Source organism: Mycolicibacterium confluentis (assembly GCF_010729895.1).
GTDB classification, from domain to species: domain Bacteria; phylum Actinomycetota; class Actinomycetes; order Mycobacteriales; family Mycobacteriaceae; genus Mycobacterium; species Mycobacterium confluentis.
Genome location: NZ_AP022612.1, coordinates 3,266,446 through 3,279,917, shown reverse-complemented (window position 1 = coordinate 3,279,917; position 13,472 = coordinate 3,266,446). Strand labels below are relative to the sequence as shown.

The window sequence follows — 13,472 nt, the reverse complement described above, 5'->3', positions numbered from 1 at the left end:
TCAACGAAACTCCACCGGGAACGAAACCGGTTGCACAGTGAATCATCTTGAGGGTCAATAATTTTCGCGACGCGTGACGCAAGTGTGACCGATCCCGTCGGGTCCCCAACCCGCGGCCGGTCTGTATTGCCAGGTCAGCGTGCTGCGGCGAGTACAGTGCAAGCGTGCGAGTTGTCTCTCGAGCCAAGCCCAAGCCCGGCGGCGAACCCGTTGCCGGCGTGAAGGTCGACGCCCGCAGCGAACGGTGGCGTGAGCACCGCAAGAAGGTGCGCTCCGAGATCGTCGACGCCGCGTTCCGGGCCATCGACGAGCGCGGTCCTGAGGTCAGCGTCCGCGAAATCGCGGAGGAGGCCGGCACCGCCAAGCCCAAGATCTACCGTCACTTCGCCGACAAGTCCGACCTGTTCCAGGCCATCGGTGAGCGGTTGCGCGACATGCTGTGGGCCGAGATCTTCCCGGTGATAAACCTCACCACCGATTCGGCCAGCGATGTCATCAAGCGCACCATCGAGCAGTACGTCTACCTGGTCGACGAACACCCCAACGTGGTCCGCTTCGTGCTGCAGGGCAGGTTCCCCGATCAGGCCGAGGCCACCATGCGTGCGGTCAATGAGGGCCGCGAGATCACCCTGGCGATGGCCGAGCTCTTCAACAACGAACTGCGTGAGATGGAGTTGGACCGCGAGGCGATCGAACTCGCCGCGTTCGCCACCTTCGGCACCGCCGCGAGTTCGACGGACTGGTGGCTTGGGCCCGCCCCGGACAGTCCGCGTCGGATGCCGCGTGAGAAGTTCATCTCGCACCTGACGACCATCATGATGGGCGCCATCATTGGGACGACGGCGCTGCTGGGCATCCGGATCGACCCGGACCTGCCCATCCACAAGGCGGTCCCGAGGGACCACCCTGAGGATGAGAAGGCTTAAGCCTCAGTCCTTTTCGACGGCCTGAGCTTCGCCGGTGGCGCCGCGCGGAGTGAACACCGCCAGCACCGCGCCGATCGCGGCGGCGACGGCGGCAACCAGCACCGAGGTCTCCAGGCCCGCCATGAACGCGTTGTGGCTGCCGGTGGTCAGTGCGTCGGCCAATGCGGCGGGCATCGTGGGAGCGTTCGGCAGTTGAGCCGGGCTCAGCCCCTGTGCGATGAGTTCCTTGGCGGCCTCGGCCTGCGAGGCGACCTGTGCGGGCACGCCGGCGTCGGTCAGCTCACCGTTCAGGCTGGATCCGACACGGCTGGAGAGCACTGAGCCCAGAATCGTCGTGCCCAGCACGCCGCCCAACTGCACCGCGGTGCTCTGCAGGCCGCCGGCCACGCCGGCGTCGTCCACGGGGGCGTTGCCGACGATCGCATCGGAACTCGCGGTGAGCACCAGGCCGATGCCGGCACCGAGCAGCACGAACGCGGGCCAGAGGGCGCCGTAGTCGGAGTCGATGGTCAGCCGGGTCAGCAGCAGCAGTGCCCCGGCCACGGCGGCCAGTCCACCCGTCATCGCCGGTCGGGGGCCGAAGCGCTGGGTCAGCGCGCCGCTCAACGGGGCCGTGACCATCAGAGCGCCCGACAGCGGCAGGGTGCGCAGGCCCGCCTCGACCGGGCTCATGCCCTGCACGTTCTGCAGGTAGAGCGTCATGAAGAACAACGTTCCGAACAGCGCGAAGAAGTTGATGATGACCACGGCGGTGCCGATCGACACTGCGCGGTTGGCGAACAGGCGCATCGGCAGCAGCGGTTCGGCTGCGCGCTGTTCGACCAGCACGAAGATCACCAGGGCCAAGGCGCCGGCGAGCAGCAGGCCCAGCGTCTGGCTGGCCAACCAGCCCCACTCGGGTGCCTTGATCAGGCTGTACACGATCAGTGACAGTCCACCGGACAGTGCCGCGATGCCTGCCACGTCCATACGGTGGGCGCCTCCGCTGCGGCTCTCCTGGATCGCCAGCGCCCCGATGAGCAGCGCTGCGGCCCCGATGGGTGCGTTGATGTAGAAGACAGACTCCCAGTTGACGTGCTCGACCAGCAGGCCACCGACGATCGGCCCCGCCGCGATCGACACGCCCGTGGCGGCGCCCCAGATGCCGACGGCGGCATTCAGCTTCTCGGCCGGGAAGGTGCTGCGGATGATGGCCAGGGTGCTGGGCATCAGGAGTGCGCCGAAGACACCCTGAACGGCACGCATGGCGATGACGCCGGCGACGGAGCCGACCAGGCCGATGGCCACCGAGGCGGCGGCGAATCCGACCACGCCGATGAAGAACATGCGGCGCCGGCCGAACCGGTCGCCGAGTTTGCCGCCGAAGATCAGCAGCGCGGCCAGGGCCAGCATGTAGGAGTCCGTGATCCACTGCAGATCCGACAGCGACGCATTCAGGTCGGTCGCGATGTGCGGGTTGGCGATCGCCACCACCGACGCGTCCAGGCCGACCATGATGACGCCGATGGACACCGCCAGCAGCGTCCACCACGGGTTGCCGTGCAGCGTCGAATGGGATTTCTCGAGCCGGTGCCGACCGGTGTGGGGGTGGTTCAGTACAGCCATTGATGTGCTCCATCAGGACGCAGTGATTTAAGTGGAGGGGTATAACCACTTATGTGCGAGACGTTACGCTCAAGTGGATTATTCCCTCCACTTATTCCGCTAGAGTGGTCATGTGATTTCCGGCGCTGCACCGCAAGGGGTGAGAGGGCGGCCACCGAAGGGGCCGCGGACCCTGCGGGCCGACGCCGCCGCAAACCGGGACCGAATCGTCGACGCGGCCGCCGAACTGTTCGCCAGTCGTGGCATTTCGGCCCCTCTTGAGGAGGTCGCGCGGCGCGCCGGCGTCGGCGTCGCGACGCTGTACCGACGCTTCCCGACGCGCGCGGATCTGGCCGCGGCGACCTTCGAACGCAACATCTCCCGATTCACCGAGGCGGTCGACCGTGCGCTGGCCGCTGAGCGTCCGTGGGAGGGCTTCCGTGCCCTGGTGTTCGACCTGTGTGAACTGCAGGCCAGCGATGCGGGCCTGCGCGAGATGCTGACCACGGCCTTTCCGCCGAGCAGTGTCGTGGAACAGCGCACCGGCGAGGCCGTCGAGAAACTGCGCACGCTGATGCGGCGCGCACAGGCCGACGGTCACCTGCGCTCCGACGTGGCCGTCGCCGACGTCGTGGTGATGCTGCTGGCCAACTCCGGCGTCGTCGCCGCCACGGGGGAGACCGCGCCGGAGACCTGGCGGCGCTTCGCGGCGCTCATGGTCGACGCGTTCGCGACCGAACCCGCTGCCGTCGGCGCGCTGCCTGCGGCGCCGGAGGAACAGCAGTTGCGTCGATCGATTGCGATGCTGGCGCCCTGAAGAACCGGTACCGGCGGTCCTGGGTATTACGAGTAGCCTGAATCCATGACTGCTGCTCAGCCCGTGCACACCCGCGCTCTCGTCATCGGCTCCGGATTCTCGGGGCTGGGGATGGGCATCGCGCTGCAGAAGCAGGGCGTCGACTTCCTCATCCTGGAGAAGGCTGACGAGATCGGCGGAACCTGGCGTGACAACACCTATCCCGGGTGTGCGTGCGACATCCCGTCGCACATGTACTCGTTCTCGTTCGAGCCCAAGCCCGACTGGTCCCACATGTGGTCCTTCCAGCCCGAGATCCAGGACTACCTGCTGGGTGTGACGGCCAAATATGGGCTGCGCCCACACATCCGGTTCGGCACCCACGTGGACCGGGCGCACTGGGACGACGCCGAGATGCGCTGGCACGTCTTCAGCAAGGACGGCCAGGAGTTCGTCACGCAGTACCTGATCTCCGGTGCCGGCGGCCTGCACGTACCGCTGATCCCCGACTTCGAGGGCCTCGACCAGTTCGGCGGTGCCGCATTCCATTCCGCGCAGTGGGACCACAGCGTCGACCTCACCGGCAAGAGGGTCGCGGTGATCGGCACCGGGGCCAGCGCGATCCAGATCGTGCCCGAGATCGTCAAGGACGTCGCCGAACTGCAGTTGTACCAACGCACGCCCGCCTGGGTGATGCCGCGGCCCAACAATCCGATCCCGCCGTGGCTGCGACGGGTGTTCGCGCGCGTCCCGGGCACGCGCGCGGCCATGCGCGCGGGCATCTACTGGATCCACGAGGGCGTCGGATTCGCCATGACCCAGCAGCCCCGCCTGCTCAAGATCGGCGAACTGATGGGCAAGTGGAACATCCGCCACCACATCAAGGATCCGGAGCTGCAGCGCAAGCTCACCCCCGACTATCGCGCCGGGTGCAAGCGAATCCTGAACTCCGACACCTACTATCGCGGCATCGCCGATCCCCGGACACAGGTGATCACGTCCGGCATCTCGCGGTTCACCCCGGGCGGCATCGTCACCGCGGACGGCACCGAACACGCCGCCGACGTGGTGGTGTTCGCGACCGGATTCCACGTCACCGACTCCTACACCTACGTCGACATCAAGGGCCCCGGCGGTGAGGACCTCGTGGATCGGTGGAACCGCGAGGGGATGTCCGCACTGCGCGGCATCGCCGTGGCCGACATGCCCAACCTGTTCTTCCTGCTCGGCCCCAACACGGCGCTGGGCCACAACTCCGTGGTGTTCATGATCGAAAGCCAGATCCGCTACGTCGCCCAGGCCATCGAGGCCGCCGACCGTGCCGGCGCGCAGGGGCTGGCCCCGACCCGGGCCGCCGCCGACCGCTACAACCAGCGCCTGCAGCACGATCTGGCCCGCACGGTGTTCAACACCGGCGGCTGCCGTAGCTGGTACATGGACTCCCACGGCGTCAACCGCACCCTCTGGAGCGGCATGACGTGGCAGTACTGGCTGGCCACCCGCACGGTCGACATGGACGAATACCGGCTGCTCGAGGCCCGTTGAGCCGGTCGCGCGGAGAACACGCCGGGGCACAAAGTGTTGTGTTGCGCCGTGTTCTCACCCACCAGTTGTAGTGTTGCGGGCACCAGTCCGGCAGCGCAGATTTAAGGGGTTCAGGTGTCCGACGGAATGAAGCTGATCGACCGTGTCTCGGCCATCAACTGGAACCGCGTGCAAGACGAGAAGGATGCCGAGGTCTGGGACCGCCTGACCGGCAACTTCTGGTTGCCCGAGAAGGTGCCGGTGTCCAACGACATCCCGTCCTGGGGCACCCTGACCGATCACGAGAAGCAGCTCACCATGCGGGTCTTCACGGGCCTGACGATGCTCGACACCATCCAGGGCACCGTGGGCGCGGTCAGCCTGATCCCCGATGCGCTCACGCCGCACGAAGAGGCCGTCTACACCAACATCGCGTTCATGGAGTCGGTGCACGCCAAGAGCTACAGCAACATCTTCTCGACGCTGTGCTCCACCGTCGAGATCGACGAGGCGTTCCGCTGGTCCGAGGAGAACCCCAACCTCCAGCGCAAGGCCGAGATCGTGCTGCAGTACTACAAGGGCGATGAGCCGCTCAAGCGCAAGGTGGCCTCCACGCTGCTGGAGAGCTTCCTGTTCTACTCGGGCTTCTACCTCCCGATGTACTGGAGCAGCCGGGCCAAGCTGACCAACACCGCCGACATGATCCGGCTGATCATCCGCGACGAGGCCGTGCACGGCTACTACATCGGCTACAAGTACCAGCGCGGGCTGCAGCTGGTGGACGAGGCCAAGCGTCAGGAGCTCAAGGATTACACCTACGAGTTGCTGTTCGAGCTCTACGACAACGAGGTGGAGTACACCCAGGACCTCTACGACGAGGTCGGGCTCACCGAGGACGTCAAGAAGTTCCTGCGCTACAACGCCAACAAGGCGCTGATGAACCTCGGGTATGAGGCGCTGTTCCCGCGCGACGAGACCGATGTGAACCCGGCGATCCTGTCGGCGCTGAGCCCCAACGCCGACGAGAACCACGACTTCTTCTCCGGCTCGGGGTCGAGCTACGTGATCGGCAAGGCCGTCAACACCGAAGATGAGGACTGGGACTTCTAGTCTTCGCACGTCAGGGCGATTTTCTCCACTAAAGGCGGACTGGAAACGGTCCGCCTTTAGCGTGGATCGGCGCGCGCTTCGAGGTGCCTTTGCCCACATTTCTCTACGCGCGGTACTCAGTGCGCGCCTGGCAATGACCAACATGACGATCGACGTCGTGGGTTATGACGGACATGTTCCCAATTCGCCGCCTGCTCTCGGCACTTCTGAGGTGTCGATCCTCTTGGCGCTAAGCCCGATGTCGAGCCCTATACGGCTAACATCTCGCCATGCCGTTGCAGATAGGGGACACTTTCGCCGGGTATCGGGTTCTGCGGTTGTTGGGATCCGGCGGCATGGGCGAGGTCTACCTGGTCCAGCATCCCCGCCTGCCTCGCCAAGAGGCGCTCAAAGTCCTCCGCTCAGATCTCTCCAATGACGCCTCGTTTCGGGAGCGGTTCATCCGTGAAGCTGACTTAGCCGCCGGACTACGCCACCCCCACGTAGTCGGCATCCACGACCGAGGCGAGCACGACGGGCACCTGTGGATCGCGATGGACTACATCGACGGCACTGACCTAGCCAACCTACTGGCACACCGTTACCCGACAGGTATGCCCCTCAGCCATGTCCTTCCGATCGTCACCGCAGTGGCCAGCGCGTTGGACTACGCCCACAAGAAGGGCCTACTGCACCGAGACGTCAAACCAGCCAACATCATCGCCGCGAACCTGGACACTGACGATCCCGATGTGTACCTCGCCGATTTCGGGATCGCTCGACCACTGGAGGACACCAACGGGATCACCACCACCAACATGACTGTCGGTACGGTCGCCTACGCGGCCCCCGAGCAGCTCATGGGCGAGCCGATGGACGGCCGAGCTGACCAGTAGGCCCTCGCCGCCACCACCTATCACCTCTTAACAGGCGCGCAGTTGTTCCCGAACTCCAACCCTGCCGTCGTCATCAGTCGCCACCTCAACGCACCATCACCAGCCATTGGCGACACCCGACCACAACTCGCATCTCTGGACCCAGTTCTATCCGCCGCGTTGGCCAAGGATCCTGACGACCGGTTCGAGTGCTGCTCCGACTTCTCCCGAGCCCTCACCGAAACCGCTGCTCCGCATACCTTGGGAGTCACCGCAGCGCCCACCACCCCCGCCCCAGCAGCCCGCAGGCCGCGAATCAATGCCGAAAGCGGTGGTGCTGCGCCTTGGGATGTCTTTAATAGCTTCGGGACTCGCTGGCTGATCGCCATCTCGATCGCGGCAGTACTGCTGCTACTGCTCGGTGCTGGCGGGGTGCTCTGGCGGCCATGGCAGGACCCGCAATCGAATACCTCGGCTATCTCATCGAGCGCTGCACCGATCAGTTCCACCACCGCGACGGCAGCCGCACCATCCTCGGCCCTGACTTCTGCTGCGCCGGAGCATCCCCCGACGAGTGCGGCGGGGACTCCTACGGAGGGTCGAACCCCGACGGTGTACACGCCCGATGACGAGTATCCGAAAATAGAAGGGGCGGACTGGGCCGACTACAGCAAGGCTATGGAGCAGGGGCTGTCGCGAAAGGGCTATGACCTGATGTCCGGGGTGACCTTCACCGATTCCGATGCCTGGGTGTGCGACTGGGATAAACGGGGTGCCGACCAGGCGGCGGTGGAGGACAGGCTGGTGGACAAGTACAACGGCCTTAGCTATGACGATGCCAGCGTGATCTACCGTTCTGCGATGGACTGGGTCTGTCCGCTGGCGGGTCCCACATCCATTCCCACGGTGTCGGCCACGGCTCCGTCCAACCCGAACGGCCCTGGGTGTTCGTCACAACGACCGGAGAAATGCGGCCCTTGGACGCCCGAACAAGCCGCGTTCGCCTGCAGGGCCGTGGCAGGTGGCGCTGACTACGTCACAGACCTCAAGCAGATGTTGATGAATCGCTACGGACTGGACGACAACAGCGCCTTCTTCCTCGGCAAGGAAGCGTGGTACAGCGTCAGCAGCGGCGGCTACATAAATACGGGAAGCATGGCCGACGGCCCACATCCCTTGTGTAACGACGTCATCCCCTGACACCGCTATCTTTCTGAGGCCTCGGCGTCTCTCGCTTGACCCTCTTCTCGGTCGCCGCGTACTTCAGGCAGTCAAACGCTTTATGGCCGGGCCGTCGAAGCCGCTTGGTTCATTCGTTGACCAATGTTGACCTGGGAATTAACCAAGAGTGAGTGTCGGAGCAACTGGCTACCATCCCAAATATGAACGCTGACCAGATGTACCGGCTGCGCATGATCCAACTTGTCTCACGGGTCACGGAACGTGCTGTGCGAACGTGGCCATTAGGCGAGTGGGCTTTGCTTCGGCGAGTGCTACCTGACGGTGGCAGTACAAACCCTGATCCTCGACGTTTCATGCCGGATAAGGGCAGCAGTTTGGCGCTGGACGATTTGGGGTTCACACCGGAACTCGACGCAATTGGTGAACACTTCGTCAGCTCGACAGCACGCTTCCCTGTGATGAGTGCAGCACAGAACCTGGTGGGTGCTGGGCAAGTACAGTCGGCAACCTTTCAGGAACATCGGACAGATGTTGCAGGCGCGGGATCACTGTGCCGGGCCGCACTTGAATCCTCGGCAAAAACAATCTGGCTACTCGCCGATCCAAGTCGCGAAGTGCGTCGTGCGAGGAGTCGTGGCCATACGATTCGAGAACGGTCCTATCAGGAACGGTTCATCAGCCTGGAAGAACAGATTCTGGAAAGGCGTACTGGCAGCGAACAGGCCAGTGCCTACGAGAACTTCGTGCGTCACCGTGACGAGTACAACGAACTACAAGAAGCAATCTCTAGCATGCCCGAGGACCAGATAGTCAAACCTCCGAGGAGTTTCGAAAAAACTGTCGAGTGGTCGGCAAAGTGGGTCGATGAAAACACGCCGCCCCACGCCTCCGAGCAGCTACCGAATGGTCTGACGCTCGGCGCGATGAGCTTCTACTCGGCAGGTTCAAGCTTCGTGCACGGGTTCAAATGGATGACCGACTACATCCGCAACGACGAAGATACTCTGAAGATCATCGCCGACGGGTTCGCTGCCGCTCTCATCATGACTGAGTGCGCGGTAGCGCTATTCGAGGCGCAGGCTACACATCCAGCCAGAGCATCTGTGCGAGAAAACTATCCAAAGTGGTTGGCCCCGACGGTGATGGAATGGATACCCCGCTACGCCAACGGATGAGTGTCCTACCTAACCGCCTCCGGAGAGCGCGAGTCCCCCGGTTCGGGCGCTGGGCAGCACCCGAACCTCCCCGGGTTTCTCTGGTTCGTGCTCACGTTCTGTCCACGTTCCACGCGAGTCCAGTAGTGAACCTGCGTCTCCTATTTCTTTGTGCACCAACGTCGTTTCGTCCTCGAGTCGAAGATATGCACATCAACCGCGACGCGACCGTTCAGCGCCGCAGCGGCGTGCGACTGCTGGTTCAGGTCTGGGAATAAATCCCAGCCAGCGGCCTTGCGGAATTGACGAGCACTTTTCCGTGGATAGTGCCCCTTGGGGTGGTGGACTTCGGATCGGCGTGGGTGCACGCGTGGTGATCAACGAGTCGTGGTGAATGCTAGGCGATTTGACGTGGTTCGGCGACGGGTTGGGCTGCTTGCTGTTTGGTGGCGATGACTTTGCGCAGTTCGGCCATGGAGACCTCTGACAGGTAGCGGCGGGTGACCTGCCATTCGTCGTGGGCTTCGATGACCACAGCGGTGGCCAGGCGCAGGAACGCCGCGGGGTTGGGGAAGATCTCCACGACATCGGCGCGGCGTTTGATCTCCTTGTTGAGCCGCTCGATCGGATTGTTCGACCAGATCTTCTGCCAATGGGTGCGCGGGAACGCGGTGAACGCCAGCACGTCGGTCTTGGCCTCATCCATCATCGCCGCCACTTTCGGAAAGCTCGACGACAGCGTGTCAGCGACCTGGTCCCACTGGGCGGCAACGTCGGCGGGGTCGGTGTGAGCGAAGATCGTCTTGACCGCCGCGGTCACCGCGGGGGCGTGTTTGGCGGCCACCACGCCGTGCAGATTGCGCATGAAGTGCACCCGGCACCGCTGCCACGACGATCCGGCGAACTGCTGGACCACGGCAGCCTTGAGACCGGCGTGGGCATCGGAGATCACCAGATGCACGCCGCTCAGGCCGCGGGCTTTGAGCGAGGCGAGGAACTCGCGCCAGAACTCAAAGGATTCGCTGTCACCGACGGCGGTGCCCAGCACCTCGCGGGTGCCCTCGATGGAGACCCGGTGGCCACCACCAGGGCTTGGGAGACCACATGCGCCCCGACACGCACCTTGCAGAATGTGGCGTCACAGAACACGTAGGGAAACGACGTGTGGGTCAGACTGCGGGTACGGAAAGCTTCGATCTCGCGGTCCAGGCCGGCGCAGATGCGCGAGACCTCCGACTTCGAGACACCCGAACCGACACCCATCGCGGTAACGAGGTCATCGACGCTGCGGGTGGAGACGCCGTGCACGTAGGCCTCCATGATCACCGCGTGCAGGGCTTTGTCGATGCGGCGGCGCCGTTCCAGCAGCGACGGGAAGAACGAGCCGGCCCGCAGCTTGGGGATCTGGATCTCGATGTCGCCAGCGGTGGTCGACACCGTCTTGGGTCGATGCCCGTTGCGGTGAGTGCTGCGTCCATCGGTGCGTTGGTAGCGGCCGGCGCCGATCGCCTCGGTGGCCTCGGCCTCGATCAACGCCTGCAGGCCGGCGCGGATCAACTCGGCGAATACCGCCCCGACATCAGCGGAGCGGAGCGCATCGAGCTGGGCCAGCAGGGCAGAATGGTCCTGGGTCATCGCGTGGTGTGTCCTTTGCTTGAGTCACTTTGGTCGGTAACTCAATGACCACTACGCGATGGCCCACCCCGAAGCCCTAATCACACACCGGACATGGTCCAGCCTGGTCGGCTTCAGCCCCGAAACCCCACCACACCAAGGGACTTACCCTTTCCGTGTGACGTCGGTGTGGGTGGGCTGTTGTCGATGTTTATGCTTCCCGGGCGGGTCAGCCACGCCGTTCGTACTGGCCATGCGGCGATCTGTACACGATTTCGTCATACCAACCAATGCATGAACTGTCGGTGCAGTGCCACCTCGTTTCGAAGCGGACGATGTGGTCGCAGGATGTCCCGCCACCTGCGAGTTGTGTTGGCCCGCAGCAGTGGTAACAGTTCGGTGGTGGTGTGTTCTCGTGAACATTCCGGAAGAAGGGCCCCTGCCGTCTCGGTTGGTAGGGCCTCCAATTCTGGGAATGGCAGCGCATCTCGGGGCGTCGGGGCAAAGCATCGTCGATTCGGAGATGTTGGTTGCCGACCGGGTGGTTCGGCCGAGCGCATTGGTCGGTCCCGTGTGACACTCGACCGATATTGACTAGGGTGCCCTCGGCGCTGCCCCGCAAGGGTTTCCGTCGCCTCGCGCGGGTGTTGCATGCGATTCTCTTTGTTTTCATCGATGACCTCCTGCTGATCGGAGAGAAAGAAAATCCCGGTCACAGTCCGCGACCGGGAGGACAGCGAGTAGCAGATGACTTGAGAAGGCCGGCGAAGCCGGACGCTGCCATGGGTGTTTGACGCGCAACAAAAAGGCCCGCCACCAATTGGTAGACGGGCCTAAGTAGATCCCTATCAATCACACCCTTGCGGGGCGAGAATCGGCACTTTGCAGCGCCGTCGTGAAGTGTAACACACGTCACTCGGCATGCTGGGGCGGTGCAACCCGGTACCTAGCTGGCGTTCACTGGTCTGGCGGAGAGCGCTCTGTCGTATCACTTATCCCCGGATCGATTTGTCGGCCTCCGTGTGTTGGACCCCGGCGGAGGCTAGGTGTTCTGGGTTCCGGCGCGTGACGGACCCAAAGTTGCTCGAAGTGATTTCCGCCAGGTATCCAGAAGTCCCTGCTGTGGAATCGCTGCACTCGACGGAGTAGGCGCGGAAAGCGCAAGACCGGGCACGGACTTCTAGCCCACCGGAATGCTCGCGGTCACCGTGGTGCCCTCACCCGGCACACTGCTGACCTGAAGCTGACCGGACAGCGCCTCGACGCGGTCGCGCAGGCCCACCAGGCCTGAGCCGCCGCCGGGGGTCGCACCACCCACTCCGTCGTCGATCACCGACAACCGCAGCACGCCCTCGTCGAGGTCGGCTGCCACCGTGACGAACTCGGCCTCGGCGTGCTTGGCCGCATTGGTCAGCGATTCGGCGATCACGTAGTACGCCGCCACCTCGACGGGTTCGGGCAGTCGGCCGTCGACGCGAACGTCGAGTTCGACGGGCACGGGGGAGCGGCGGGCCAGCGTCTTGATCGCCGGCGCCAACCCGCCCTTGGACAGGATCGCCGGATGGATGCCGCGCGAGAGTTCCTGCAGATCGGCGTACAGGCCGGCCAACCCGTCGACGATTGTGGTGAGTTCGCCGCGCAGGCCGTCCTGATCCTCAGGCACGCCGGCTTGGGCGGCCCGCAGTGCAAGCCCCAGCGAGACGATGCGCTGCTGCGCGCCGTCGTGCAGATCGCGTTCGAATCCGCGGCGCGCCTGATCGGCAGCCGCCACGATGCGGGCCCGCGAGGCGGTCAACTCGGCGCGCGTCTCGGCGTTGGCGATCGCGGTCGAGATCAGGTCGGCAAAATCGCCGATATGGGCTTCGGCCTGAGCGGGCAGCGCCCAACTGGCCGGTGACCCGGCGACGAGGGCCGCCCGCACTGCGCCGTCGATCACCAGCGGCACGCCGGCCGCCGAGCGGATGCCGATCTGGCGCAGTCGAGCCGCGAGTTCACCCTCGGCGCCGTGGTAGTCCTCGATGCGTGCGGCGGCCCCACCGGCGCGGATACGCGCCGTGACGCTGTCGCCGTCCAGTGAAAAGCGCTCTCCAGCAATGAACTTGGTGGCGCCGGGGCGGTCCGTGCTGGCCAGCACCACACAGTGGGCGGGCTCCTCGAAACGCAGCAGCGTCACATGGTCGACACCCAGACTCTGCGCGAGTTCTTTCACCGCCACCGGATACACCTCGTCGGGCGCGGCGCCGCGCGCCACCATGGTCGCCACCCGGCGCAACGCGGCCTGCTGGGCCGCCAGCGCGTCGGCCTCGCGGCGACGCGCCTCGGCCTCGGCGGCCCGAAGACGTGCCTGTCCCACAAGGACATTGGTCAGCAGCGCCAGCGTGAGGAACACCAGCACCGCGGGCACGAGGGTGCCCCGACCCTCGAGGTGGAAGTAGACGTAGAGCAGGGCACTGGTCAGCGACATCGCCACCGCCAACCCGACATCCCAGCCCGCCGAGATCACCAGCACACCGAGCAGCAGGAGTGCGCCGAAGGCGTTGTCGGGTGCGACCTGTTTGAGCGCCAGCACCAACAGGGTCTCGGCGATGATGAACCCGAGGGCGACCACGATTCCCCAGCCCAGCGGACGTGGGTTGGGCCGAACGAGTTGCGCCAACAGGCCTTGTGACACCGATCGCCAGTTCACCGATCCGATGCTAAGCGCAAATGCGGCCGGAATCTTTCCGGT

General features: G+C 64.6%; 9 protein-coding genes and 2 pseudogenes. 8 read left to right on the top strand and 3 right to left on the bottom strand.

Features of this window, described 5'->3' with window-relative positions; translation table 11 throughout:
• The first annotated feature begins 164 nt into the window (after positions 1 to 164).
• Positions 165 to 926 carry a TetR/AcrR family transcriptional regulator gene (locus tag G6N34_RS15320; RefSeq protein WP_085147921.1) on the top strand — a complete coding sequence of 254 codons (762 nt, stop codon included), beginning with the start codon at positions 165 to 167 and terminating at the stop codon, positions 924 to 926.
• 3 nt (positions 927 to 929) lie between these two features.
• On the opposite strand, the gene G6N34_RS15315 is transcribed toward G6N34_RS15320, so the two are convergent.
• Positions 930 to 2,531: an MFS transporter gene (locus tag G6N34_RS15315; RefSeq protein ID WP_085147918.1), complete on the bottom strand. Its 1,602-nt coding sequence runs from the start codon at positions 2,529 to 2,531 to the stop codon at positions 930 to 932.
• Between the two features lie 139 nt (positions 2,532 to 2,670).
• On the opposite strand from G6N34_RS15315, the gene G6N34_RS15310 reads away from it, so the two are divergent.
• The 7 genes and pseudogenes from G6N34_RS15310 to G6N34_RS15290 all read left to right on the top strand — a co-directional run bounded on the left by G6N34_RS15310 (position 2,671) and on the right by G6N34_RS15290 (position 9,151).
• Positions 2,671 to 3,327, top strand: coding sequence for a TetR/AcrR family transcriptional regulator (locus G6N34_RS15310; protein ID WP_165763634.1), 657 nt, complete (start codon positions 2,671 to 2,673; stop codon positions 3,325 to 3,327).
• Between the two features lie 45 nt (positions 3,328 to 3,372).
• Positions 3,373 to 4,851, top strand: coding sequence for a flavin-containing monooxygenase (locus tag G6N34_RS15305; RefSeq protein WP_085147915.1), 1,479 nt, complete (start codon positions 3,373 to 3,375; stop codon positions 4,849 to 4,851).
• 126 nt (positions 4,852 to 4,977) lie between these two features.
• Complete coding sequence (nrdF, locus tag G6N34_RS15300) at positions 4,978 to 5,940, top strand: class 1b ribonucleoside-diphosphate reductase subunit beta (RefSeq protein WP_085147913.1); 963 nt, start codon at positions 4,978 to 4,980, stop codon at positions 5,938 to 5,940.
• Between the two features lie 269 nt (positions 5,941 to 6,209).
• Positions 6,210 to 7,100, top strand: a pseudogene (locus tag G6N34_RS28045) (serine/threonine-protein kinase); the annotation flags it as partial.
• Between the two features lie 140 nt (positions 7,101 to 7,240).
• Positions 7,241 to 7,423, top strand: coding sequence for a hypothetical protein (locus G6N34_RS28040; protein ID WP_234812793.1), 183 nt, complete (start codon positions 7,241 to 7,243; stop codon positions 7,421 to 7,423).
• Positions 7,407 to 7,994, top strand: coding sequence for a DUF732 domain-containing protein (locus G6N34_RS28035; protein WP_234812792.1), 588 nt, complete (start codon positions 7,407 to 7,409; stop codon positions 7,992 to 7,994). Before G6N34_RS28040 ends, G6N34_RS28035 begins: the two co-directional genes overlap by 17 nt.
• 182 nt (positions 7,995 to 8,176) lie before the next feature.
• On the top strand, positions 8,177 to 9,151 hold the full coding sequence (locus G6N34_RS15290; RefSeq protein WP_133057700.1) for a hypothetical protein: 975 nt from the start codon (positions 8,177 to 8,179) through the stop codon (positions 9,149 to 9,151).
• A 376-nt stretch (positions 9,152 to 9,527) separates the two neighbouring features.
• Here G6N34_RS15290 and G6N34_RS15285 read toward each other — a convergent pair.
• Together G6N34_RS15285 and G6N34_RS15280 are read right to left on the bottom strand one after the other, a co-directional pair.
• Positions 9,528 to 10,765, bottom strand: a pseudogene (locus G6N34_RS15285) (IS256 family transposase).
• 1,159 nt (positions 10,766 to 11,924) lie between these two features.
• On the bottom strand, positions 11,925 to 13,430 hold the full coding sequence (locus G6N34_RS15280; RefSeq protein WP_234812861.1) for a GAF domain-containing sensor histidine kinase: 1,506 nt from the start codon (positions 13,428 to 13,430) through the stop codon (positions 11,925 to 11,927).
• Positions 13,431 to 13,472: the final 42 nt, after the last annotated feature.